This window comes from Pauljensenia sp. 20925_1_25 (assembly GCF_041433955.1).
Taxonomy (GTDB): Bacteria; Actinomycetota; Actinomycetes; order Actinomycetales; family Actinomycetaceae; genus Pauljensenia.
Window position 1 is genome coordinate 215,072 of the sequence record NZ_JAPWCL010000001.1, and the last position, 23,752, is coordinate 238,823.

The window sequence follows — 23,752 nt, forward strand, 5'->3', positions numbered from 1 at the left end:
GAGAATTCAACCTCTACCCCCAACCAATACGCACTCACACACTCAACTTGGAAGAGTCTACATTCGTGTTTAAACTCAACCTACGTGGATTTAGTAGAGTCGACATGTGAGAGAATGGTAGAATTTCAGAGTGTCCAAACTCGAGTGAATGCGTATTCCCTCAGCAAAGAGGCTCGCTGGTTGATATCGTCGGCGGTGACTTCCTCCTTAGTTTCATCATCAAGCCAGCTTAACAAGCAATCGTCAAGAAGATTTGCCTTGCGGAGTGTCGCGCGCTTCTCTGCAAAGTTGCAATCGCCCTGCTTGTTATTCTTATCCTTCTTGAGAATTGTCAAATTTCCGAGAGAATATTCGGGACAATTGTTCGAACTTTTCTCATCGCAGGTGGACTTAGGTTTGATATGTTCGATCGAGAAGTCGGCTGTATTAAATGCCTGCCCGCAGTGGAAATCTGAAATATCCTGGGCGAGTTTCATGAGTACATACTGGATAAGAGATGCGCGTCCTGTGGCACGATCCTTCGATGTGAGTTTTTCGCCACTATAGAATAGTTGTGAAAAGTTCACTTTCGTCCTGTCGAGAAGTCCCTTTTCTGTAGCCGAACTTCTCAATGCTGAAATGAGGTCATCAACAAGCTCTTGGCATCTTTTCTTGGTCTTCGCTTCAAAGATTGCGTTAGCCAGGCGATTGTATCGCTTGCGCATGCCGCCATTGCTGCCAACAGCTCCAAGCGCATTGTAGTGAAAATGGTAGTGTTCAAGTGTGCGTGTTAGGCGTTGCAGATCTCTTTCGCGCATTTTTCCTTGGTGGAATTTGCGAATCGCCGCAAGTAATGCAGAGTTCGCTACGGATACGTTGAAAATTTTCAATGCGCGAATTGAGTCTACGACTTGTGGTAGCTTGAGAAAATTAAGTTCATTGCCTTTGTTTGGCAATGCCTGAATGTACATCGTATCCAAATATGTGTAGATTTGCGCGTCTTCTTCTAGGGTGCCTAGGTAGTCAGTGTACCTTTGTCGGATCTCTTCTTCGGAGAGGTGACCGCTTTGTGAAGCACTGAGTTTTGACTTTAGAGCCTTAAAAAGCTCGGCTTCCTTGCATTCAGGGTTTCTTGAATTCCATGATTGCCAAATGAAACGGCTAAAGATGCTGTCATTCGTTCTTGGATCAGTTAGTTTCTCTGTTGTTGTTGTTTCTGTCGGTGTTGCTTGGTCAATGCTGTCTCTTAGTGCAGTCCATCGTTCTGCTATGTTCTTTCTGTCAGCGTCGGAACGTGCGCCGTTTTTGATGATTAGGTTCTTGATTAGATCGGGGAGCTCTAGATCTAGTCCTCGAGTATTTAGAGTCTCAAATACAAGGAAGCCATCCTCTTCGGAATTTAGCTCGATCTGAATTATACGAGCGTTGAGGATATTTCCTCGGAACTCATCTAGTTTGCGTAGTTTTGCTTCGTCATCTTCGAGTCGTTCAAGTTCGGTGACCAGTGATGTTTTGAAATAGGTAAAGGCGTTCTCGATCTTGCGGTGAGATGATTCATCCGCCCTTACTGCTTCAACCTCTGTGAAGTTGAGTACGTCTTTTGAGTAGGTGCTTTCCGGTCGTAGGATAACTGGGTACCTGTTGCCTTTGAGGTCTTCTCGTACGAGAAACTCGCTTTGCGTCTTTTCTGCACCTTGGTGACATTGGCGTTGGATGGCGGGGTTATTTTCGTTGCTCTTGTCGAGATCTTTATATGCGTCGCGAATGGCGGCCAGAGCGATTGTTGCAGTTGTTAGTCGCTGTTGTCCGTCAATGATGACGAATTTATTGCCGAATAGATTAATCCGCTCTGAGATGAATGTTACGGTAGCTCCGAGGAAATAATCGCGATCTTTGGTGACGACATCTTCCCAAAAATCGATTAGCTGTTCGTCTTCCCAAGCGTATGGCCGTTGGTATGTTGGAATTTCATAGAGGCATTCACTCAGGCATTGTTGAATAGTCTTATCGCTCGTTTCGATGTTGATTTGTTTTGACATTGTGGTACCTTTCGTTTTGGTTTCGTTATTGGATTGGTTTCGCAATTGGTTGCTTGTGTGTGCGTAATTCTCTATGTTGTGGTGAATTTTTCTGAATGTTGGCTTTTAACTACTCCTGACTCTCTCGTGGTTGGCGCGGTCTCTGATCTGCCCTGGCCGGGCCGATACCCGGCGGTAAGTCCAACACTGCTGACAGGGCGGCGTGAAGCCTCCTGGGCGTGGCTGGCACCCCCTCGGGAGCGTCAAAGCTCACGTAAACGGATGTCGGCATCGGTGCCTCCCATCACTCGCGTGTGACTGTCGTCTCTGACGGTAGCATAAAATGCCTGACAGATCACGTCCAACTGTCAAGTGTCTCGCCTAGCTGGCCAATGCGCATCTAAAAGAACTTTTCCGCATGATAGGCCCCTTAAGTATCATTATTTATTTCAATTGGTGAACAACTGTCTAGTGCATTGTTGGATTCATCTGCGGATTTGGGGACCAGGAGCTGCCGCAGCCCTACTGTCCATCGTCAAGAATGCTCGAATCCCTACCCGCCGCCACAAATTAGGTCAAGACTTCTTAAAATGTGAAACCCCTCTGGGAGGTTTGTCAGGAACCTTGAGATGATTGACACTATGGCGCGTTGTCTGGACTGACCAGGGGCCGCGTCTCCGTTAGCACAGCAGCACAGAAACGAGGAACTCTGATGCACCAACGCTCATGGAAGGCCCTCATCGCGGGAGGAGCCGCCCTCACGGTCGGCTTAACCCTCACCGCGTTCGGAGCGCCCTCCCACGCAGAAGGCGTCGCAGGAATCACCTCCGAGGCGCGCGCCCAGGACGAGGTCATGAACTACGCGGTCAACCTGCCCGCCACCGCCTCGCGCTACGACTTCAACGCGGCCGTCTCCAAGGCCTCGGAAAATGGCGTGGTCCTGGCCCAATACCCCGAATTCAATTCCTTCTTCGTCCAGTCGGTGAAGGCCGCCTACGCGCCCGACCTCGGCAAGAGCCTCGTGGCCGCGGGCATCTCCTACGACTCCATCGGCCCCACCCGCTACAAGACCGTCACGGGTGACGAGGTCCGCACCGAGCAGCCCACGAAGACCGACGCCGAAGCGAACGCCGTCAACGAGGCCGCCGCCGAGCATGAGACCGGCCTGTCCGCCGACTCCCAGCTCAACGACTTCACCCCCGACGAGGGCGACGCCAACGCCTGGGGCCTGTCCGCCATCGGCGCGGTCGAAGCCCAAACGGTCGACGTTCCCCGCGCGGCAGTCACCGTCGCCGTCATGGACACCGGCATCGACCCCGATCACAAGGATCTGAAGGATCGCATCGACGCCTCGCGCTCGGTCGGCTGCCAGGTCAACGGCATCCCCAACCAGGACCCTTCGGCCTGGAAGGATGACCACTACCACGGCACGCACGTCGCCGGTACCATCGCGGCCTCGCACAACGGATACGGCGTGGACGGCGTGGCACCCGACGCGACGCTGATCGCCATCAAGACCTCGAACAAGGCCGGCTCCTTCTACCCCGAGTACGTGGCCTGCGCCTTCGACTGGGCGGCCGAGCACAACGTTGACGTGTCGAACTCCAGCTACTACATGGACCCCTACGCCTTCTGGATGCCGAACGAGGCCTCCCAGGCCGCGGGCCTCGAAGCGGCCTCGCGCGCCGTGCGCTACTCCAAGGAGCACGGCGTCGTTAACTTCGCCGCCGAGGGCAACTCCGACGACGACCACGACAACCCGACGATCGACAAGGATTCCCCCAACGACGTTGAGGGTGCGGCCGTCGAGCGTAACGTTGCGGGCGGCATCGACGTCCCGGCCATGCTCAACGATTCGGTCCTGTCCGTCTCCGCGCTGAAGCTGCCGACCGGTGCCGACCCGGCCACCGCGAAGCTCGAGCGCGCCGGATTCTCCAACTACGGCAAGAACTCGGTCGACGTGGCCGCCCCCGGCCAGCGCATCTGGTCCACGATGCCCACCTGGGAGAAGGACCCGCCGTTCGGCTACCTGTCGGGCACGTCCATGGCCTCCCCGCACGCGGCGGGCGTGGCCGCGCTGGTCAAGGAGATCCACCCGGATTACACGGCCGATGAGGTCATCGCGCTGGTCAAGAAGCAGGCCGGCTACACCTACGACCGCCTCGCCGAGCCGACGGACGGCAAGGAATACCGCGGCGCGGGCCTGGTCAACGCGCTCGACGCGGTCCTGAAGGATCAGCCCAAGCCCGTCATGGGCAGCGTCGAGTACTCCTACGACGGCGGCACCGACTGGCGTCCGCTGGCCGACGCCCACGTCGCAGGCATGATCTACGTGCGCACCACCGTCACCGGCCCGGTCACCACGGCCACCATGAAGGTCGAGGATCAGGATCCCGTCACGGTTGAGGGCACCGGCGAGTTCACCGGCAACCAGGTCGTCCTGCTCGGCGGCCCCTACGACACCAGCAAGCTGCCCGCCGACGAGCCCTTCGCCTCGGTCACTGTGACCGCGGAGGGCCGCAATAAGGACGAGCGCGCCGATGACGACGTCGCGGACGACGTGCACTTCCACGTCGATGCATCCGCCCACGAGGGCGGCGCGTGGGTGAACGACCCCGCCGGTTGGAAGTACTGCTACACCGACTCGACGTGCGCAAAGGGTCCGCTCACCATCGGCGCGGACAGCTACTACTTCGACGAGAACGGCATCCTGGGCACCGGCTGGGTCAACTATGACGGTGCGTGGCACTGGCTGGGTACCTCCGGCCGCATTGCGACCGGCTGGGCCAAGGTCGCCGACGCCTGGTACTACATGGACAACTCCGGCGCGATGACGACGGGGTGGACGCAGGTGCGCGGCTCCTGGTTCTACCTGGCGGACTCCGGAAAGATGGCCACGGGCTGGACGAAGATCGGCGACTCCTGGTACTACTTCCAGGAGTCGGGCGCGATGGCGACCGGCTGGGTTAACGACGGTGGCACCTGGTACTACCTGAACGAGTTTGGCCAGATGGTGACCGGCCGCGTCCAGATCAATGGCACGTGGTACACCTTCAACAAGTCGGGTGCCTTGCGCCGCTGAGCCGCCACTGACGAGGCCGTGGCCCCTTCCCCGGTCACGCATCCTCGCGCTCTCCTGAGAGCATGAGAAAGCGGGCGGGTCCGAACGTATGGTTCGGACCCGCCCGCTCATATGTTCCAGAGCGAGGAAGGGGCTTCAGGCACTCGAAGCGCCCTTAGCCTCGCTCCGGTGTGTCAGCCCAGCGAATCGAAGAGGACCTGCAGGCCCTCCGTCATGGTCGGGTGTGCGACCGGGAGGAAGCGGAGCTGCTCGTAGGTCAGGCCACCGGCCATCGCGAGCTGCACGGAGGTAATCACCTCGGAGACGTTCGGGCCGATCAGCGTTGCGCCCAGGATCTGGTGCGTGTTCGCGTCCACGATGGCCTTCCAGAAGCCCTCGCCCGCGTAACGCAGCGTCTTGGCGCGCGGGATCGCGGCCGTCGGAACCTTCGCGATGCGCACGTCGAGGCCGGCCTCGCGTGCCTCGCCCTCGGACAGGCCGATGCGGGCCAGCTCGGGGGTGGCAAACACGGCGTAGGGGATCGTGCGGCCCTTCGTGGTGGTCGTCGGATCATCCAGGGACGCGCCGGAAAGCTGCGCGCGAATGATACGGAAATCCGACCAGGACGCGTGTGTGAACATGGGGGTGCCCGCGCAGTCGCCGGCCGCCCACACGCCCTCAGCCGAGGTGCGCAAGTGCTCATCCACCGCGACGAAACCGCGATCCGTCAACTCAACCCCGGCCTCGTCCAGGCCGATGCCGTCCGTGTTGGGCACGCGACCCACGGCCACCAGGACCGCCTCGGCGGACACCGTGGAGCCATCCGTGAGCGTCAGGGTCGTCGTGTTGCCTTCGCGCGAGGCCGACGCCGCGCGGCCGCGCACGATGTGCACGCCGGCGGCCTCAAGGCCAGCCTCAACGACGCGGGCGGCGTCCTCGTCCTCGCGCGGCAGCACGTGATCCCCCGAGGAAATGAGCGTGACGTCCACGCCGAAGGTCGCCATCATCGATGCGAACTCCACGCCGATGTAGCTGGCACCGATAATCGCCAGGGAAGAAGGCAGCTCCTCCAGGCGCAGGATCTCCTCGTTCGTCCACGCGCCAGACTCCCACAGGCCGGGGATCGCGGGACGTGCCGGGCGCGAACCCAGGTTGATGAGGACGCGCTCGCCGCGGATCGTGCGCTCGCCGCCCTCCTCAAGGGCGATCGTCACCGTGCGCTCGCCCGTGAAACGAGCCTCGCCGCGAATGAAATCCAGGCCGGGGGCCGCGAACATCTTCTCGTGCGCAGCCACCATGGCACCGACGATGCCCTCCTTGTGAGCGCGGAGCTTAGCCAGGTCCACGCGCGCGCCCTCGGTGCCGACGATGCCGAACGCCTCGTCCGTGCGGGCGTCGCTCAGGCGACGAGCCGAGTTGACCAACGACTTCGTGGGGATACATGCCACGTTAATGCAGGTGCCGCCGACGAAACGCCGCTCCACCATGGCGACCTTCCAGCCGGCCTTCGCGCGCTCCATCGCGAGGGACTTTCCGGCCTTGCCGCCGCCAACAACCAGCAGGTCGACGGTCTCGATTGCGTTCGTGGACATGTTTCTCCTTCAGTTAGTGAGGTGATACTTATCAGAACGACCGCGCGGCGGATCTATTCCACAGGGTGAACATCCCGGGCGTGTCGCTTCTCACCCGCAAACAGCGAGATACCAGTCGATTGGCTGTTGTATAGGAGCACTGTGTCATAGTGTGGTCCTGCCGGTCGTTGAAAGTGCCTCCGGCATGCTTGAATAGAGCCATGAGGGCTCTAGAAATTGGTGATTTCAAAGAGGATGTAGGAGCCGCGCTCGCGCGGGCCTCATCCGGGGAAGTCGTCACGCTCACACAAGAAGGCCAGCCGGTCGCCGAGCTTGGCCCTGTGCGCATGTCGACGTACCAGCAGTTGCGCGACTTGGGTCTCGAGCGCCCCGCCATGGCGGACCTCGACACCTACCAGATGCCGTCCAAAAACCTCCCTGACGGGCGGGGCATCGTCGGCAAACTGCAGGACTGACGAAGTTTGTCACCAGGCTCCATGTGCTACCGTGTAGCACATGGAGTCCGTTGGTATTCGCGAACTGCGTCAAAACGCCTCCCAGGTGGTGGCCAGGGCTGCTGCCGGCGAGGTCATTACCATCACTGATCGCGGCCGCCCGGTCGCGCAGATGAGTCCCCTTGCGAACTCGTCGATCGAGCGCCTGCGTGAGCGCGGGCTGATAACCCCCGCCACTCGGACCTTTGAGGAGTACTGCGCGTCGACCAAGCCGACAACAGGGCCTCCGCTCAGCCCGGTTCTCCAGCAACTGCGCGATGAAGAACGTTACTAATGGCGCTCTACTTCGATACGTCGGCGCTGGTCAAGCTCATCATTCCCGAGGAGGGGACCGAGGCGCTCGAGACATTCATCAACCGCGCCGACTGCGGCTTGTGGACCAGTGAACTCTCACGCACAGAACTGATGCGCGCGTGCGTACGCCGGGGAGCGGATGCCTCGCAGGTGCGTCAGCTTCTGTGGAGTTTTTCCACGCTGACCTTCGACACCGAGATGTTCGACCTGGCGGGGAGGCTCCTGCCCGTGGAGCTGCGCAGCCTCGACGCGTTGCACCTGGCTGCCGCGCTTTCGATTGGCCGCGATCTCCAAGCCATTGTTACCTACGACAAGCGCATGGCGGACGCGGCGCGCAAGAGCGGAATTCCCGTCGAGTCACCGTGCTGACTCGCTTCCGCCTCCGAGTCACGCTTCGCGTGCCCGGGCGCACTTTCCGTTAGTTCCGGCGCTTGGCCCGGTTCGTGGGCTCCGCGTGCAGCGGGTCCTCGGGCCACGGGTGCTTGGGGTAGCGCCCGCGCAGCTGCGCGCGCACGTCCCGGTAGGGTCCCGCCCAAAACGACGTCAGGTCCGAGGTGACCGCCGCGGGCCGACCCGCCGGGTCTGTCAGGTGCAGGACCAAGGGAACGCGCCCGTCCAGCAGACGCGGCGTGTCCGTCCACCCGAACGCTTGCTGCACGCGCAGGGTAAGCACCGGGTGCGCCCCGCTCCAGTCAATCGGCCGCGTCCCACCGGAAGGAATCGGGAGTTTCTCGGGTGCCAGCTCGTCCAGGCGCGCCGCCTCTGGCCACGGCAGCAGCGAGCGCAGCACGTCCAGCATCGACACCTGAGACAGGGGAGTGCCCGACGCGAGGCGTCGCCCCCACGGAGCCAGCCACTGGTGCGCGCTGCCCGCCAAGGCCTCGTCCGACACGTCCGGCCACGGCTCGCCAAACGCGTTGTGGAGCGCGCGCATGCGCTCCCTCAGGGACGAGGCCTCCTTGCCCCAGCCGAGTTCGCCGAGTCCGCGGGAGGCCAGATGCTGCGCCACCAGCGCGGTCGCCTCCTCATCGCTCAGGGCGCGGGCGGGAGAGGAAGACAAGGGGATCGCACCGAGGCTGCGCGTGCGCGTCGCGCGCAAGATACCTTTCTCAATCGATGCGTCCGTGCGGGTGGTCAGGAGAGCCGAACCCGCCGCCAAAGCATCCTCCTCGCTCAGCGGGACGGCGGCGAGGATGCGTGCGTGGCGCGAGGCCGGGGCGCGGTCAATGGAGGCCACAGCCAGCCACTCCTGGGTTTCCAGGGGAGAACCGTCGGGCAGTTCGCCGCCCACGCCGCCCGCCAGAATATACGCGGACGAGGCCGGGCGACGCCGCGCGATCCACTGCGGGTAGGCGAGCGCGCAGGTCAGGGCCAGCTCGTCCTCGCGGGTTCGCACGCCCCGCCGCTTCGCGCGGGAGTCGCCCGCACCCCGAGCGTTGCCGCGCGCCGCGTCAGCGCCGGGCAGGTCGAGTCCCGCCAACTTCCTGTCTGCCAGCCTGGATGCCAGGTGTTTCAGGCGCGCCTCCGTTTCCTTGACGCGCGCCGCCTGGGCGCGGCCGACTCCCACGTCCCCGCCGCGCCCAAGTCGGCGCTCGAGGCCTCCCAGGTCGGCACCCGGCGTGCGCACATCCTCCGACAACAAGGCCACGAAGCGCGCCGCCTTCGACGCCCCCAGGAGAGCGCTCGCAGCCAGAAGGGCCCTGCCCAGGGGCGGGTCCAACGGCAGCGACGCCAACGTGCGGCCCAGAGCGGTCGCGGCCCCGGCCTCGTCGATGGCACCCAGGGAAGACAAACGCTCCCTGGCGGCCTGCCACGTGCCCGCGGGTGGAGCGTCGAGCAAGGCGAGGTCCTCCACCGGCGTGCCCCACGCGGCCACCTGCAAGCGCGCGTCCGTCAGGTCCTGCGTGGCGATGCCCGGCGCGGACTGGGCGGGCCTGCGCGCCACGTCCACCGGGTCCATGACGCGAACGGCGATGCCCGGCCCAGTGCGCGCGGCGCGGCCCGCACGCTGCTCCAAGCGAGCGAGCGAGGCGGGAACCGTCACCAGCGAAGACAACGAGCGCCCCGCATCGAAGCGCGGCTCGCGAGCCAGGCCAGCATCGACCACGACGGACACCCCCGGAACCGTCAGCGACGACTCAGCAATCGAGGTGGAGAGGATCACACGGCGCTGATCGGTGGGGGAGAGCGCGCGGTCCTGCTCGGCGGCGCTGAGCTGGCCGTGCAACGTCAGAACCTCGACGCCGGGGATGCTCAGCGCGCCGCGCACGGCCTCGATCTCCCCGACGCCCGGCAGGAACACCAGGACCGACCCCTCGGTGGCAGCGACCGTGTCCTCGACCGTGCGCGCCACGTGCTCCAGATACTCGCGGCGCACACCCACGCGCTCATTCCCGAGCGCGCCCACGGCCTCGACGCCGCGTGGTGGGGGAGCATAACGCAGCTCCAGCGGAAAAATATCGCCCGGAATATCCACGAGCGCGGGTTCCGCGCCCGTCGCCTCGCGCAGCCAAGAGACCGTGCGCGAAGCCTCCAGCGTAGCCGAGGTCAGAGCGATAAACAGGTCCTCGCGCAGCGCCGAACGCGCATCCAAGGCGAAAGCCAGCGCCAGGTCCGTGTCCAGGTCGCGCTCGTGGAACTCGTCGATGACGAGTCCCGCGACGCCCGGCAGCTCCGGGTCACGCTGCAGGCGGCGCAACGCCACGCCCGGCGTCACCATCTCCACGCGCGTGCGCTCGCTGATCCTCGAATCCCCGCGCACCGAATAGCCGACCTGCCCGCCGACCTCCTCACCAAGCAAGCGGGCGATCCGGCGGGCCGCTGCTCGCGCGGCCACCCGGCGCGGCTGGGTGACGAGCACCCGCCCGGCCGAGGCCTCGTGCCCCTCCAGCGCAACCGCGACAGCGGGCGGCAGCAGCGTCGTCTTACCCGTGCCCGGGGGAGCGGTCACCACCGCGCAGCCGCCCGGCCGCGTCGCCGCCGCGATATCGCCCAGTGCGCGCGTGACCGGTAGCTCCGGCGGGTTGCAAACAAGTTCTTCGAGGGTGGTCATGGCTCAATATTTCACAAGCGAGTGATACTGCTGACGGGCTTTCATTGCGCGGAGTTGCCGTTTTTTCGCAGCATTTCAACGTCGTACCCTGCTTCTGCCTCTGCGACCCACGCGTCAATCTGGTCCTCGCTGACAGCTTCTCCGTGCACGGTCTGTTTGTTCATATACACAGGCTAATACGAAGGTGATGAGGCTGAGGAAGATGGGGCGGCAGAGTAGACTGGAAGCAGTATGACTACGGAGAACACTGCGCCGACGCTCGCGGCGGCCACCCTCGCACACACCACGGGGCGCGTCACCATCCCCGCAGACATGGACCCGATTGTGGTCCTCGGCATCGCAGACCAGGTCCTGCGCGCCCTCGAACGCGGCTTCCCGCACGTCCGCTTCCTCGTGACCGGGCGCGACATCTCCCTCGCGGGCACCCAGGCGGACATCGACGTGGCCGCCGGACTCCTCGAGGAACTCATCGGCATGGCCCGACGCGGCACCGCCCTGGACGCCACCGCCGTCGAACAGGCCATCGGGCTGCTCGGACGTCTCACCTCGGGCGAAGCCCCCACAGAGGAGATCCTCTCCGCGCGCGGCCGCTCGATCCGCCCCAAGACCCCCGGCCAGAAGGCATACACGGACGCCATCGACCGCGCCACCGTCGTCTTCGGCATCGGCCCCGCGGGCACGGGCAAAACCTACCTGGCTATGGCCCAGGCCGTGCGCCGCCTCCTCTCCGGCGAGGTGCGCCGCATCGTCCTGACCCGCCCCGCCGTCGAGGCCGGGGAAAACCTGGGCTTCCTGCCCGGCTCCCTCACCGACAAGATCGACCCCTACCTGCGTCCCCTCTACGACGCCCTGGGCGACATGCTCGACCCCGAGGCCTTGCCCAAGCTCATGGCCGCCGGCACCATCGAGGTCGCGCCACTGGCCTACATGCGCGGCCGCACCCTCAACGACTCCTTCATCATCCTGGACGAAGCCCAAAACACGACGGTCGGCCAGATGAAAATGTTCCTCACGCGCCTGGGCTTCGGCTCCAAGGTCGTCGTCACGGGCGACGCCTCGCAGGTCGACTTGCCGGGCAGCCAGACCTCCGGCCTGTCCGTCGTCGAAAACATCCTGGGCGACATCGACGACATCGAATTCTGCCGCTTGACCAGCGCCGACGTCGTGCGCCACGAGCTGGTCGGTGCCATCATCGACGCCTACCAGCGCTACGACGATCGAAACGCCGCGCGCCGCGCGCGCACCCGCAGCCACAACACCGCACGCAGGGAGTACACGTCATGACCGAGGTCATCAACGAGACCGACTACGAGATCAACGAAGCCGAGTTTTCCGCCCTGGCAGACTACGTGCTCGACCAGATGCACGTCAGCTCCGACGCGGAAGTCAACATCATCTTCATCGACCCCGAGCCGATGGAAGACCTGCACGTGCGCTGGCTCGACCTGCCCGGCCCGACCGACGTCATGAGCTTCCCCATGGACGAGCTGCGCCCCGGCACGGCCGACCGCCCCACGCCCCCCGGCATGCTCGGCGACATCTGCATCTGCCCGGCGATTGCCTCCCGCCAGGCCGCAGAATCCGGTCACAGCGCCGCCGAAGAAATGCTGCTCCTGGCCACGCATGGCATGCTGCACCTCCTCGGCTACGATCATGCGACCGATGCCGAACGTGAGGTCATGTTTGCTCTCCAGCGCAAGCTCCTGCTGACCTTCCTGGCCACCCGATGACCCTCACCGTCCCCCTGGAGGCGGCCCCGGCCTCGCCGATCATGGGCGTGCCCTCCGTGGCCCTCCTGATCCTGGCGGTCATCGCCCTGGCCTTCGCATCCATCGCGCAGAGCGTCGAGCAGGCCATCCAACGCCTGACCCTCGCTGGCGTCGAAGACCTCATCGAGGAAGAGCACAGGAACGCGCGCATCCTCTACGGCCTCGTCGATCACCGTCGGCGCACCCTGCTGTCGCTGCGCGCCTTCCGTACCTTCTGGCAGGTCGTCTACGCCGTCACGGGCACCATCGTCCTGGTGGACACACGCCTGCCCTGGTGGGCGGTCGCCCTCATCGCGGTGTCCGTCATCGCAGTGATCCAGCTGATTTTCGTCTCCTTCCTGCCCGCCCAGTGGGGCGCGCGCAACCCCGAAGGAATCGCGTTGGTCGGGACCGGGCTGGCTGATCGCCTCGCGTGCCTCAGCCACGTCGCGGACCCGCTGCTGACCCGCGTACGCTCCTCACGCCCCGCCCCCGAACCCACCGAAGCGCAGGCACGCGCCGAACTGATCTCCGACCTGCGCGAAATCGTCGACGAGGTCGGCGAACCCGAGAGCTTCGAGGAAGAGGACCGCGACATGGTCCGATCTGTCCTGGACCTGGGACACACGCTCGTGCGCGAGGTCATGGTGCCGCGCACCGACATGGTGACCATCGACGCCGACACGCCCGCGCCCTCCGCGCTGCGCCTCTTCGTGCGCTCCGGATTCTCGCGCATTCCCGTCGTCGGCGACGACGTGGACGACATCCGAGGCATCCTGTTCTTCAAAGACCTGGTCTCCCGCTGGGAGGCGAATGGCGGCCAGCTAGACCTGCGCGCCGAGCAAATGATGCGCCCCGCCGAGTACGCTGTCGAAATGAAGCTCGCGGACGACATGCTGCGCCAAATGCAGGCCGAGCGCTTCCATATGGCCATCGTCATCGACGAATACGGCGGCGTCGCGGGCCTGGTCACCCTCGAAGACATCCTCGAGGAGGTCGTCGGCGAACTCACCGACGAACACGACCGCCACTCCATCGAACCCGAGGAAACAGAGCCGGGCACCTGGCGCGTGCCCGCACGCTACCCGATCTCCGAACTGGGCGAACTCCTCGGCCGCGACATCGAAGACGAGGACGTCGACTCCGTCGGCGGCCTCCTCGCTAAAGCGATTGGGCGGGTTCCCCTGCCCGGCGCGACCGGCACCCTCGCCGGCGTCATGATGACGGCGGAAGAGGCGCGCGGACGCCGCCGCCAAGTCTCCACGATCCTGTGCCGCCTCGACCCCGACTCTCCGCTTATCACTGACCCTATCCCCGCCGACGACAAGGACAACTGACATGCGATTCCCCTCCGACGACGAACTCATGGCCGGCCCCAACGCCTTCGGGGACGCGCGCATCGAAGTGGCACCCGACGCCGCCGATCCGGAAGCCGACGCCCGCGCGCAGATCGAGGCCGGCCTCGGCGAAACCTCGGACGAGGCCGGGGCTGAGTCCGGCGACGATGCGGACTCTGAGGAATCTGAGGACTCTGACGGCTCTGAAGATTTTGAGGATTCTGACGGCTCTGAGGATTCTGAGGAGGACGAGGACTATGGCGACCTCGAGGGCCTGGAGGACGAGGAGGACGCCGACCTCGACGCGTTCGAGGCACTGACCTCGCTGGCGTCCCTGCGCGAGGACGCGGCCGCGACCATCGAGATCCCGGACTTCCCCGAGGACTTCCGCGCCGGCTTCGTGTCGATCGTCGGGCGCCCCAACGTCGGCAAGTCGACGCTGACGAACGCGCTGGTCGGACGCAAGATCGCGATCACCTCGGGCCGCCCCGAAACGACGCGCCACAACATCCGCGGCATCGTGCACGGGGATAACTACCAGCTGGTGCTCGTGGATACCCCCGGATACCACCGGCCGCGCACGCTGCTGGGCAAGCGCCTCAACGACATGGTGCGCGAGGCCCTGTCCGAGGTCGACGTCGTGCTCTTCTGCCTGCCCGCCGACCAGCGCATCGGCCCCGGCGACCAGTTCATCGCCCGCGAGCTGCGCGGCATCAAGCGCCCGATCATCGCGGTGGCCACCAAGTGCGACGCCGTGCCGCGTGAGCGCGTCATGAAGCATCTGCTGTCCATCGAAAAGCTGGGGGAGTGGGCCGCCATCGTCCCAGTCTCCTCCGTGGAGGGCAAGGGCATCGACCACCTGCGCGAGGTGCTGGCGCAGACTGTGCCGCTGTCTCCGCCGCTCTACCCCGAGGGCGACGTTACCGACGAGTCGCGCGACACCCTCATCGCCGAGTTCATCCGCGAGGCCGCCCTCGAAGGCGTGCGCGACGAGCTGCCGCACTCCCTGGCCGTCCAGGTCGAGGAGATCATCGAACGACCTCGCCGCGAGGGCGACGACCGCCCGCCCATGCTCGACATTCACGTGAACGTCTACGTCGAGCGCGACTCCCAAAAGGCCATCATCATCGGCCGCAAGGGCTCGCGCCTCAAGCAGATCGGTACACAAGCCCGCGCCCACATCGAGGAGCTGCTGGGTCGCCGCGTCTACCTGGATCTGCACGTGCGCACCGCGAAAGACTGGCAGTCCGACCCGAAGATGCTGGGTCGCCTCGGGTTCTGACGTGCCCAGCGTCATCCGCGTGCGCGGTGCCCGCGTCCACAACCTGAAGAACGTGGACGTCGACGTTCCCCTGAACGCCTTCGTTGCGGTCGCGGGCGTATCCGGGTCGGGCAAGTCTTCCTTGGCCCTGGGCACGCTCTACGCGGAGGGTTCACGGCGTTACCTGGAGTCCTTGGCGACCTACACGCGCAGGCGTATCTCCCAGGCAGCCAAGGCCTCGGTGGACGAGGTGGCGCACGTACCTGCCGCACTCGCGTTGCGCCAGCGCCCCGGCGTGCCCGACGTGCGCTCCACTTTCGGCACGGCGACGGAACTCCTCAACCATCTGCGCCTCCTGTTCTCGCGCGCGGGCTCCTACCTGTGTCCGAACGGGCACCGCGTCCCTCCCTCGCGTAATGTCGCCCTGGAGGTTCCTCTCACGTGCCCGCAGTGTGGGGAGTCCTTTAGGGGGCTCGGCGCGGAGGAAATGGCCTTCAACTCGGGCGGCGCGTGCCCGGTGTGCGAGGGGACGGGCGTCCAGCGCGTCGTCAACCGCGCCGCCCTCGTGCCCGATGAGTCCCTGACCATCGACGAGGGGGCCGTCTCCCCGTGGGGGTCTCTCATGTGGAAGCTCATGAAAGACGTCGCCCGCGAGATGGGCGTGCGCACGAACGTGCCCTTCCGGGACCTGACCGACGCCGAAAAGGAAATCGTCTACGAGGGGCCCGCCGAAAAACGCCACATCGTCGTCGCCACCAAGACGGGCGGTGCCGAGCTGGACTTCACCTACTTCAACGCGGTCGCCACGGTCGAAAACGCCCTGTCGAAGGCGAAAGACGAGAAGGCTCTTGCCCGCGTCAACAAGTACCTCATCACCCGCACGTGCCCGGCTTGCGACGGCACGCGCCTGGGGGAGCGGGTGCGTTCCACACTGATTGACGGCATGGATCTGGGCGAGGCCTCTCGCCTGACCCTCACGGAACTGCGCGAGTGGGTCCAGCGCGTCCCCGGCCTCGTCCCGGAGGAAGTGGCACCCATGGCCCGCGTCATTGTTGATGAGATGACCGAGCCGATGCAGCGCCTCGTGGAACTCGGTCTGTCCTATCTGTCTCTCGACCGCGCCTCCTCGACGCTGTCCAATGGCGAGCGTCAGCGCGTGCAGCTCGCCCGCGCCGTGCGCAACCAGACGACTGGGGTCCTCTACGTCCTCGACGAGCCGACCATCGGCCTGCACCCGGCCAACGTTGACGGTGTCCTGGTAATCATCCGTCAGCTCATCGCCGACGGGAACTCCGTTGTCGTCGTCGACCACGATACGCGCGTTCTGGGGGCCGCCGACCACCTCATCGAAATCGGGCCGGGTGCAGGCGCGGACGGCGGTCGCGTCATCTTCCAGGGGTCCATCGACGAGGCCTCCCGTGCCCCCGCTTCTCGCATCGGCCCGTACATGGCTGGGCTGCGTCGGGTTGAGCGTGTGGTGGGGGAGTCTGGTCGGGGCGCGGACGTCGACAGGCGCGGCGCGCTTCACCTGGAAACCTCGCAGATACACACGGTGCAGTCCCTGAGCGTGGACATACCCGTTGGCTCTCTGACGGCCGTCACGGGCGTGAGCGGCTCGGGCAAGACAACGCTCGTGCTGGAGTCGCTGGTTCCCGCACTGCGTGCGCGCCTGGCGGGTGACCCGCTGCCGGCGCACGTGCGCGACGTGGATGCCGCCGGGATCTCCCGCGTCAACCTGATCGACGCGACACCCATCGGTGTCAACGTTCGTTCGACCGTGGCCACGTATTCCTGTGTGCTGGACGAGCTGCGCCGGGCGTTCGCACGCACGGAGGAAGCACAGGCGGCTGGGCTCAAGCCCGGCGCGTTCTCCTACAACACGGGTTCGCTGCGCTGTCCCACATGCGACGGGACCGGGCAGATCACCCTGGACGTGCAGTTCCTGCCGGACGTAGACATCGAGTGCACCGAGTGCCGGGGAAGCCGCTACGGCGCGCAGGCCGCATCGATTCGCCGCGATGGCCTCTCGTTACCCGATATTTTGGCGATGAGCGTCGATGAGGCCCGGGTTGCTGTGCGCGGCCTGAAGAAAGTGGGCGCGCTCCTCGAGACGCTGTCCGGCCTTGGTCTGGGGTATCTGACGCTCGGCGAGGCCACGCCTGCCCTGTCCGGTGGCGAGGCGCAGAGACTCAAGCTGGCCTCGGAGATGGGGAGGCGTCAGGACGGCGCGCTCTTCGTCTTCGACGAGCCGACCATCGGCTTGCACCCGGACGACGTGCAGGTCCTCTTGGATGTGCTCCAGCGCCTCATCGAGCGGGGAGCGACGGTCCTCGTGATCGAGCACGACCTGGATTTGATCCGCTGCGCTGACTGGGTCATCGACATGGGTCCAGGCGGCGGCATAGAAGGCGGTCGCATCGTCGCACAGGGCACCCCGAGCGATATTGCGGCCAACGAGGCCTCGGTGACGGGCCGTTACCTGCGCTGACGGGGTCATCATTACCGGCTCGGCGCCCTGTGCCCGGTCTGGTTGTGGGCCAGGAGTGACTCGGTTTGCCAGTTCCGCGTTTATTCTTGTGTGTTGGGGCGCTGCACCCGATCCGTAGGCAATGCACCTCTTCTGATCGGGTGTAGTGCCCCTGATCGGGTGTAGTGCCCCTGATCGGGTGCAGCGCCCCCGTGCTTCTGGCAGTTGTGGCGGTTGCCGGGGATGTGGGTGGCTTCTGGGAGTTGCCTTCTGCTGGGGGTTCTTTGCGGCCTCGTGTTGTGGTCCTCAGAAATGTTGCATGCAATTCCCGTGTGAACATTTCAAACATTGAAATCGTATCGTTGAAATTGCAATGTTTTGAGGTGCTGCAGAAAGTTCGGGCACCCGAATTGCATGCGACTGATGGTTGATGAAGCGCGTCAGGTGAACTCCTGTGTGCGCACGTCGGCCCACGACACTGTCCGTGATCCCCGGGACGCTTCGACCTGTTGGGCTCAGCTGCGATGTCGTGGTTTGCGGTGCCACCCGTAGGATCCAGCTGCGCGTTGAGGAGCTTACGGTGCCACCCGTAGGGCCGAGCTGCCATGCCCCTGGACAGAACAGCTCACGAAGAAGGCATAACGCAGCGCCCGGCTGCGCAATGGCAGCCGGGCACCGCTGTACCGTGATCAGATCACTTGACGATGACGACTCGCAGGAAGCGGGGGCCGTGCACGCCGTTGACACGGACCAGCTCGATGTCCGAGGTCGCCGAACCGCCGGCGATCCAGGTCATGGGACGCGTCGGGTTCTTGCCGAGGATGTCCACCGCCTGGGGGACCGTGGGAACGATGTCGGCGGCCTTGAGGACGACGACGTGGGTGTCGGGCACGAGCGTGATCGCGCGTCGACCCTGATCGGGCTCTCCGTCGAGAACGATGGTGCCGGAGATAGAGATGGCAACGCGGCAGCGCGTGACGACCGCGTCGATCTCGTCCAGTTCCAGCGTCGGGATGGCCTGCTCGCGGCTATCCTCACGGACCGTGCGGCCGTCGCGGGCGGCGGCCTTCTTGAAGGTCTCGTCCAGCCCGGTCGGCACGACGACGGAGGTGGCCTTCTGGTCGGCCAGGAAGGTCGAGATCGCGTCGGCGACCTCGGACTCCTTGGAGACCACGACGACCTTTGCCGAGTAGTCCTCAAGCTTTTCGATCATTTCGTCGATGACGGCCTGCGAACCGGGCGCGTGCTCGGTGGAACGGATGTAGTCGCGGGGGATCGGGCGCACGGGACGGCCCTGCTGGGAACGGGAGATGGCGTCGCGTGCGCGAGCCAGGATCGCGGTTTTTGCGTCCATGGTGGTGGTGCTCATGTCACGCCTCCTTCGGGGTCGTGTTGGTGGTCATGCCGTGTTCGGAAGCGAGCGGGAGTCCCGTAGCGGGGCGGTCCGTGCGCGGCGCGTTGGCGTCGGAGTCCTTGTGGGTGCGCTTCCACCACTGACGGAAGGTCTCCTTCGGGGCGACCGGCAGGTCGCGTGCGCGCGTCCACAGCGAGGCCGGGAACGGCAGCGCGCCGATGGCACCCTTCTTGGCGAACAGGCGGGTGGCCTTCGTGCCGGTTCCAGCCATCTTCCACAGCGTCGAGTTCGACATGACGGGCGTGGCAACGCCCAGCGCGAGGTCCCACACGTCGGGCACGAGGTTGCGCTTGACATCAACCGTGCGCGCTCGCATGTGGATGAGGATCGTCGGGATGTCGATCTTGACGGGGCAGACCTCGCCACACGCGCCACACAGGGAGGAGGCGAAAGGCAGGGTGTGCACCGGATCGTCCTCGGCGAGGCCCTGGGTGAGCTGCGGGGTGAGGATCGCGCCGATGGGGCCCGGGTAGACGGAGCCGTAGGCGTGGCCGGAGGTGTGCTGGTAGACCGGGCAGATGTTCATGCACGAGCCGCAGCGGATGCAGGCGAGGGCCTGGCGGCCGATCGGGTCGGTGAGGACCTTGGTGCGGCCGTTATCCATGAGGATCAGGTGGAACTCCTGCGGGCCATCGCCGGGGGTGACGCCCGTCCACATGGAGGTGTAGGGGTTCATGCGCTCGCCGGTCGCGGAGCGGGGGAGCAGCTGGGAGAAGATCTCCACGTCCTGGAAGCGGGGGACCAGCTTCTCGATGCCCATCAGGGTGATGAGCGTGTCGGGTAGGGTCAGGCACATGCGGCCGTTGCCCTCGGACTCGAAGATGGAGACGGTGCCGGTTTCCGCGATACCCATGTTGGTGCCGGACACGGCGACCTTGGCGTGCAGGAACTTCTTACGCAGGTGGGCGCGGGCGGCGGCCGTCAGTTCGGTCGGGTCGTCGGAGAGGTCGCGGGGCGCGTCTTCCATGCGATCCAGGAAGATACCGCGGACCTCGGAGCGGTTGCGGTGGATGGCGGGGACCACGATGTGGCTGGGCATGTCGTCGGCCAGCTGGACGATCATCTCGGCGAGGTCGGTCTCGCGAGCGCTGATGCCCTGGTCCTTCAGGTACTCGTTGAGGTTGGTCTCCTGGGTGGCCATGGACTTGACCTTGACGACCTCGGTGACGCCCTTGGACTTGATGATGTCCGCGACGATGCGGTTGGCCTCGTGCTTGTCGCGCGCCCAGTGGACGATGCCGCCGCGGGCGGTCACGTTGCGCTCGAACTCCTCGAGCAGCTCGGGCATGCGCGAAGCGACCTCGAACTTGACGGCCTCGGCGGCGCTGCGCAGCTTCTCCCAGTCCGGCATTTCCGCGACGCGCTGGGCGCGCTTGGAGCGGATCGTGCGGGTGGCGTGGCCCAGGTTGCGGCGCATCTGCGTGTTGGCCAGCGTCTTGTGGGCACCCTCGGGGAAGGAGGGACCCCAGCGGAGGGTGTCCTCGGGGATGGTGACGGTGGTGCGCCAGCCGCCGGTGTGGGAGTCGGGGGCGGAGGGCATTCCGATGAACGTTGCGGTCATGTCAGATCACCTGTGCGCTTTCGGGTGCGAAGGAGATGTTGCCCTCGAAGGGCTGGTCCTTGGTGGATGCCAGGATTTCGGCGAGGTGCATGGGGCGGATGCCGGAGTTGAGGCGGGAGAGGCCGCCGCCGACGTGCATGAGGCAGGAGTAGTCGCCCATGACGAGGACTTCGGCGCGCGTGGACATGACGTTGGTGACCTTGTCCGCGAGCATGGAGGTGGAGGTCTCGGAGTTCTTCATGGCGAAGGTGCCACCGAAACCGCAGCAGACCTCGGCGTCGGGCAGGTCGACGAGGGTCAGGCCCTCGACGGCGTGCAGGAGGCGGTAGGGGCGATCGCCGACCTTGGCGATACGCAGCGAGTGGCAGGTCGGGTGGTAGGTGACGGTGTGGGGGAAGTAGGCGCCCACATCCTCCAGGCCGAGAACGTCGGTGAGGAGTTCGGTCAGGTCGTAGGTGTGCGCGGCGATGCGCTGGGACTGCTTGGCCAGTTCGTGGTCACCCACGTGCTCGGCGACGACCTTCTGCTCGTGGCGCACTGCACCGGTGCAGGAGCCGGAGGGGACGACGATGGCGTCCCACTCGCCGTCGAGCACGGGCTCGAAGGCCTTGACGTGGTTGCGGGTGATCTTGGCTGCGTCTTCGAAGTAGCCGGTGTTGGCGTGCATCTGTCCACAGCACACCTGGCCTTCAGGGAAGACGACTTCGTGGCCGAGGCGCTCGAGCAGCGTTACTGTCGCCTGGGCGGCCTGGGGGAACATGACGTCTGCCAGGCAAGTGGAAAAGAGAGCGATTCGCACTGGGGATCCTTCCTCGTGGGTGCTGTCGCCCATTAGTATGACTGGGTCTGAGGTCCCGGGAGAACAATTCTGTGGGGTCGCCGCTAACTTACCTGTAGAAGTGGCGGAAACGTGCGGAAAAGTCGGGATAAATAATCTGTTGAAAACTGCCTCCGAACGGGTCATCTAGGACCTATGGGACCCGACTTAGAGCAAGGCGATCTTGCGTTTATCGTTTCTCTCTCGTCGCGTGCTCACACGCAGCAACCACGGCCTCGTTCATGGAGGGTTCATGGACGAGGCCGGGGCAGGCAATCGTGGGCGTGGCTCGGTCAGCCGGTGGTGCCCTCGCCGGTGACGATGATGAGGTGGCAGTCGGTAGATGCCGCGAAGTTGGTGATGGTGAACGACCCCCAGTCGGAGTAGATATCGTTCGCCTGTGTGTTGAGGACGTCGTTCGCGTGATCGGAGGGGACCGTGTAGAAGTGGCAGTCCTGCGGCACGTACTGGTAGAGACCCGGGTAGATGCCGGGCAGGAGGGAGTTGTTCCCGTCTGCGCTGTCCGTGAGCATCTGGATAGTGTCGGCGGGGACGGTCGCGACGCCGGTCACCCAGAAGTGGTGGTCGGGGGAAGGCAGCCCGCGTCCCTCGGGGAAGTTGGCCGCCGCGACGTGCCCCTCGGTCGCGCCCAGGGTGGGCATGCGTACGTTAAAGGAATCGGTTCGCTCTTGGACCGTGATCTCCCCGTCGGTCTTGTAGGTGAATTCCGCGAAGCGGGGATCCCCGGGGAGGCGCTCACGTGAGGATGTTGAGCCGAAGGGGTTGCAGGCGGTGGTGAGAGCTGCGACTGCTGCGAGCGTGGCAAGCAGGCGGAGGGGAATCTTCATCGGAGGGCCTTCCTGACGGAGGGACGCGACGGGCGTCGTTGCGGCATTCAGTGCGTCGAGGCTACAAGGGCGCGCAACGTGCACGCAAATAGGGTGGGGCCCGGCAGACGCGCGTCTACCGGACCCCACCGCACACAATGACGGGAATTAGTGCGGCATGTAGGAACCCAGCCACCCCTGGGAGGCGACGAACACCAGGACGCACAGCACCAGGAGCAGGCCAATCGAGTACGGAGCGGCCTTCTTGAGGATCTCCGCGTCCGAGCCCTCCGAATCGACGGAGGTAGCGGCAATCGCCAGGTTCTGCGGGGACACGATCTTGCCGATGCCACCGCCGATGGTGTTGGCGGCCAGAAGGATGGACGGGTCGAGGCCCGCACCCGCAGCGGCGGTCGACTGGAGGTTCGCGAAGAGCGCGCCCGCCGAGGTCGCGGAGCCTGCGACGGCGGTGCCGATCCAGCCCAGGATGGGGGAGAGGAACGCGAAGGCGGCACCCGTCGTCGCCAGGGCGGCACCGATGGAGGTGGTCTGGCCTGAGAAGTTCATGACGAAGGCCAGCGCCATGACGGAGGCGATGGTCAGGATCGCCATGCGCAGCGAGTAGATGGTGCGCGGCAGGACCGTGAACATCTCACCCACGGAGGTCTGGAAGCGACCGTTCGAGGAGTTCGTGCCGTACACGATGGCGACGATGATGCCGGTGACGAAGATCCAGGTGCCGGGGTTGGACAGGATCGACAGCGAGTAGATCGCGGCGCTTGAGGGGGTGCCGTCGGCGGTCAGCAGGTTGCCGTAGACGCCGGGCCAGTGGATCTTGACATCCGTGGAGGAGAAGAAAGCAGCGACGGGCTTGGCCAGCTTCGTGATCGCAATGATGACGACGACGAGGACGTAGGGCAGCAGGGCCAGGCCGATGCGCGACCCGGTGGGCTTGTCGGATTCGTCGGTCGTCGTGGCGAATTCCCCGGGGGTCGTGGGACCCCAGAAGAGGAGGAAGACGTAGCAGGCGGCGAAGCCGAGGAGCGAGGCGACGACCGCGGTCAGCTCGTAGGAAACGGAAGGAGTGAAGAAGTGGCCGACGCCGGCTGCGGCACCCGCGACGAGGGCGAGGGGCCAGAGCTGGCGCACGCCGCGCCCGCCGTCCAGGATGAACAGCATCAGGAACGGGATGAACAGACAGAAGATCCAGGTCAGGTGGCCCATGTCGCCTGCGACGATGACGGGTTCAGCGCCACCGAGCTTGCCGGCGGTCGTCGTGGGGATGGCCATAGCGCCGAAGCCGACGTTGATGGCGTTGCCGACGACGGTGACGACGGCTGCCTTGATCTTCGGGACACCCAAGGTCACGAGCATGGCGCAGGTGATGGCCACGGGCGCGCCGAAGCCAGCCAGGCCCTCGAGCAGGCCGCAGAAGCACCAGGCGACGAGGAGTGCCTGGGCGCGCTGGTCGCCGCGACCGATCGTGTTGAACACGGCCTTGAGATCGGATGATCGGCCCGACTTTTCCGTGAGGTTGTAGAGCCACACGGCCGCGATGATGATGTAGATGATGGGCATGAAGCCCATGGCTGCGCCCTGCGTACCGGCCAGGAGCGCCATGCCGATGGGCATCTTGAACGCGAGGACCGCGATGACGAGGGACGTGACGAGCGAGATGATCGCGCACCAGTGGGTGGCGACCTTGAACACGCCCATGAGGACGAAGAAGAGGACGAGGGGGAGAAGGCCGACGATGGCCGTCAGGAAGACGTTGCCCGCGACGGACGTCGTCGAGGGGGTAAAGGATTGGGCTAACAACAGGGGGGTCAT

General features: G+C 64.8%; 18 protein-coding genes. 9 read left to right on the plus strand and 9 right to left on the minus strand.

Translation table 11 applies throughout. The annotated features are described in order from the left end of the window. Window positions 1-125: 125 nt before the first annotated feature. Entirely contained in the window at window positions 126-2,018 is a 1,893-nt protein-coding gene (locus tag O3932_RS00985; protein ID WP_296504870.1) for a DUF262 domain-containing protein, read from the minus strand. Window positions 2,019-2,709: 691 nt separating this feature from the next. On the opposite strand from O3932_RS00985, the gene O3932_RS00990 reads away from it, so the two are divergent. Next, entirely contained in the window at window positions 2,710-5,079 is a 2,370-nt protein-coding gene (locus O3932_RS00990) for a S8 family serine peptidase (RefSeq protein WP_371535571.1), read from the plus strand. A 173-nt stretch (window positions 5,080-5,252) separates the two neighbouring features. Here the strand turns inward: O3932_RS00990 and O3932_RS00995 are convergent, their stop codons facing one another. Continuing rightward, the gene (locus tag O3932_RS00995; protein ID WP_371535573.1) at window positions 5,253-6,650 is read right to left on the minus strand and encodes an NAD(P)/FAD-dependent oxidoreductase; all 1,398 of its coding nucleotides are present in this window, start codon (window positions 6,648-6,650) and stop codon (window positions 5,253-5,255) included. Between the two features lie 200 nt (window positions 6,651-6,850). Here O3932_RS00995 and O3932_RS01000 point away from each other — a divergent pair, with 200 nt between their 5' ends. The 3 genes from O3932_RS01000 to O3932_RS01010 are packed head-to-tail and all read left to right on the plus strand — an operon-like array spanning window position 6,851 to window position 7,807. Beyond that, the gene (locus O3932_RS01000; protein WP_009647282.1) at window positions 6,851-7,105 is read left to right on the plus strand and encodes a type II toxin-antitoxin system Phd/YefM family antitoxin; all 255 of its coding nucleotides are present in this window, start codon (window positions 6,851-6,853) and stop codon (window positions 7,103-7,105) included. 40 nt (window positions 7,106-7,145) lie between these two features. Then, window positions 7,146-7,418, plus strand: a complete 273-nt coding sequence (locus O3932_RS01005; protein WP_299241108.1) for a type II toxin-antitoxin system Phd/YefM family antitoxin — start codon at window positions 7,146-7,148, stop codon at window positions 7,416-7,418. Continuing rightward, window positions 7,418-7,807: a type II toxin-antitoxin system VapC family toxin gene (locus O3932_RS01010; protein WP_009057585.1), complete on the plus strand. Its 390-nt coding sequence runs from the start codon at window positions 7,418-7,420 to the stop codon at window positions 7,805-7,807. The genes O3932_RS01005 and O3932_RS01010 overlap by 1 nt, the downstream gene beginning before the upstream one ends. A gap of 49 nt (window positions 7,808-7,856) precedes the next feature. Here O3932_RS01010 and hrpB read toward each other — a convergent pair whose 3' ends face one another. Both hrpB and O3932_RS01020 read right to left on the minus strand, forming a co-directional pair. After that, window positions 7,857-10,490 carry an ATP-dependent helicase HrpB gene (hrpB, locus tag O3932_RS01015; RefSeq protein WP_371535576.1) on the minus strand — a complete coding sequence of 878 codons (2,634 nt, stop codon included), beginning with the start codon at window positions 10,488-10,490 and terminating at the stop codon, window positions 7,857-7,859. Between the two features lie 41 nt (window positions 10,491-10,531). Then, window positions 10,532-10,654: a hypothetical protein gene (locus O3932_RS01020; protein WP_009648903.1), complete on the minus strand. Its 123-nt coding sequence runs from the start codon at window positions 10,652-10,654 to the stop codon at window positions 10,532-10,534. Between the two features lie 67 nt (window positions 10,655-10,721). Here O3932_RS01020 and O3932_RS01025 point away from each other — a divergent pair, with 67 nt between their 5' ends. From O3932_RS01025 to O3932_RS01045, 5 genes are read left to right on the plus strand one after another with little or no spacing between them, the layout of a single operon-like run. Then, the gene (locus tag O3932_RS01025; RefSeq protein WP_009648899.1) at window positions 10,722-11,774 is read left to right on the plus strand and encodes a PhoH family protein; all 1,053 of its coding nucleotides are present in this window, start codon (window positions 10,722-10,724) and stop codon (window positions 11,772-11,774) included. Beyond that, a complete protein-coding gene (gene ybeY / locus O3932_RS01030) occupies window positions 11,771-12,220 on the plus strand; it encodes an rRNA maturation RNase YbeY (RefSeq protein WP_296504857.1) in 450 nt (149 codons plus the stop codon). Before O3932_RS01025 ends, ybeY begins: the two co-directional genes overlap by 4 nt. Next, window positions 12,217-13,575: a hemolysin family protein gene (locus tag O3932_RS01035; protein WP_371535580.1), complete on the plus strand. Its 1,359-nt coding sequence runs from the start codon at window positions 12,217-12,219 to the stop codon at window positions 13,573-13,575. The genes ybeY and O3932_RS01035 overlap by 4 nt, the downstream gene beginning before the upstream one ends. A 1-nt stretch (window position 13,576) precedes the next feature. Beyond that, entirely contained in the window at window positions 13,577-14,857 is a 1,281-nt protein-coding gene (gene era, locus O3932_RS01040) for a GTPase Era (protein WP_371535583.1), read from the plus strand. Window position 14,858: 1 nt separating this feature from the next. Then, on the plus strand, window positions 14,859-17,324 hold the full coding sequence (locus tag O3932_RS01045) for an excinuclease ABC subunit UvrA (RefSeq protein ID WP_371535586.1): 2,466 nt from the start codon (window positions 14,859-14,861) through the stop codon (window positions 17,322-17,324). Window positions 17,325-17,997: 673 nt separating this feature from the next. Here O3932_RS01045 and O3932_RS01050 read toward each other — a convergent pair. The 5 genes from O3932_RS01050 to O3932_RS01070 form a co-directional block, all read right to left on the minus strand. Continuing rightward, window positions 17,998-18,672 (minus strand): LUD domain-containing protein, encoded by a 675-nt coding sequence (locus O3932_RS01050; RefSeq protein ID WP_296504845.1) that lies wholly within the window; start codon window positions 18,670-18,672, stop codon window positions 17,998-18,000. A gap of 1 nt (window position 18,673) precedes the next feature. Further along, the gene (locus tag O3932_RS01055; protein ID WP_296504843.1) at window positions 18,674-20,278 is read right to left on the minus strand and encodes a LutB/LldF family L-lactate oxidation iron-sulfur protein; all 1,605 of its coding nucleotides are present in this window, start codon (window positions 20,276-20,278) and stop codon (window positions 18,674-18,676) included. A gap of 1 nt (window position 20,279) precedes the next feature. Beyond that, window positions 20,280-21,077, minus strand: a complete 798-nt coding sequence (locus tag O3932_RS01060) for a (Fe-S)-binding protein (RefSeq protein WP_371535589.1) — start codon at window positions 21,075-21,077, stop codon at window positions 20,280-20,282. A 311-nt stretch (window positions 21,078-21,388) separates the two neighbouring features. Next, window positions 21,389-21,943 (minus strand): hypothetical protein, encoded by a 555-nt coding sequence (locus O3932_RS01065; RefSeq protein ID WP_009647400.1) that lies wholly within the window; start codon window positions 21,941-21,943, stop codon window positions 21,389-21,391. A gap of 147 nt (window positions 21,944-22,090) precedes the next feature. Next, the gene (locus tag O3932_RS01070; protein ID WP_371535592.1) at window positions 22,091-23,752 is read right to left on the minus strand and encodes an L-lactate permease; all 1,662 of its coding nucleotides are present in this window, start codon (window positions 23,750-23,752) and stop codon (window positions 22,091-22,093) included.

What these genes read in the sequence shown, in the direction of transcription:
- hrpB (WP_371535576.1), bottom strand. Translation starts at nt 10,490, where the DNA reads ATGACCACCCTCGAAGAACTTGTTTGCAACCCGCCGGAGCTACCGGTC.
- O3932_RS01055 (WP_296504843.1), bottom strand. Translation starts at nt 20,278, where the DNA reads ATGACCGCAACGTTCATCGGAATGCCCTCCGCCCCCGACTCCCACACC.
- O3932_RS01070 (WP_371535592.1), bottom strand. Translation starts at nt 23,752, where the DNA reads ATGACCCCCCTGTTGTTAGCCCAATCCTTTACCCCCTCGACGACGTCC.
- O3932_RS00985 (WP_296504870.1), bottom strand. Translation starts at nt 2,018, where the DNA reads ATGTCAAAACAAATCAACATCGAAACGAGCGATAAGACTATTCAACAA.
- O3932_RS01025 (WP_009648899.1), top strand. Translation starts at nt 10,722, where the DNA reads ATGACTACGGAGAACACTGCGCCGACGCTCGCGGCGGCCACCCTCGCA.
- O3932_RS01010 (WP_009057585.1), top strand. Translation starts at nt 7,418, where the DNA reads ATGGCGCTCTACTTCGATACGTCGGCGCTGGTCAAGCTCATCATTCCC.
- ybeY (WP_296504857.1), top strand. Translation starts at nt 11,771, where the DNA reads ATGACCGAGGTCATCAACGAGACCGACTACGAGATCAACGAAGCCGAG.
- O3932_RS01065 (WP_009647400.1), bottom strand. Translation starts at nt 21,943, where the DNA reads ATGAAGATTCCCCTCCGCCTGCTTGCCACGCTCGCAGCAGTCGCAGCT.
- O3932_RS00990 (WP_371535571.1), top strand. Translation starts at nt 2,710, where the DNA reads ATGCACCAACGCTCATGGAAGGCCCTCATCGCGGGAGGAGCCGCCCTC.
- O3932_RS00995 (WP_371535573.1), bottom strand. Translation starts at nt 6,650, where the DNA reads ATGTCCACGAACGCAATCGAGACCGTCGACCTGCTGGTTGTTGGCGGC.
- era (WP_371535583.1), top strand. Translation starts at nt 13,577, where the DNA reads ATGCGATTCCCCTCCGACGACGAACTCATGGCCGGCCCCAACGCCTTC.
- O3932_RS01050 (WP_296504845.1), bottom strand. Translation starts at nt 18,672, where the DNA reads ATGAGCACCACCACCATGGACGCAAAAACCGCGATCCTGGCTCGCGCA.
- O3932_RS01020 (WP_009648903.1), bottom strand. Translation starts at nt 10,654, where the DNA reads ATGAACAAACAGACCGTGCACGGAGAAGCTGTCAGCGAGGACCAGATT.
- O3932_RS01035 (WP_371535580.1), top strand. Translation starts at nt 12,217, where the DNA reads ATGACCCTCACCGTCCCCCTGGAGGCGGCCCCGGCCTCGCCGATCATG.
- O3932_RS01005 (WP_299241108.1), top strand. Translation starts at nt 7,146, where the DNA reads ATGGAGTCCGTTGGTATTCGCGAACTGCGTCAAAACGCCTCCCAGGTG.
- O3932_RS01000 (WP_009647282.1), top strand. Translation starts at nt 6,851, where the DNA reads ATGAGGGCTCTAGAAATTGGTGATTTCAAAGAGGATGTAGGAGCCGCG.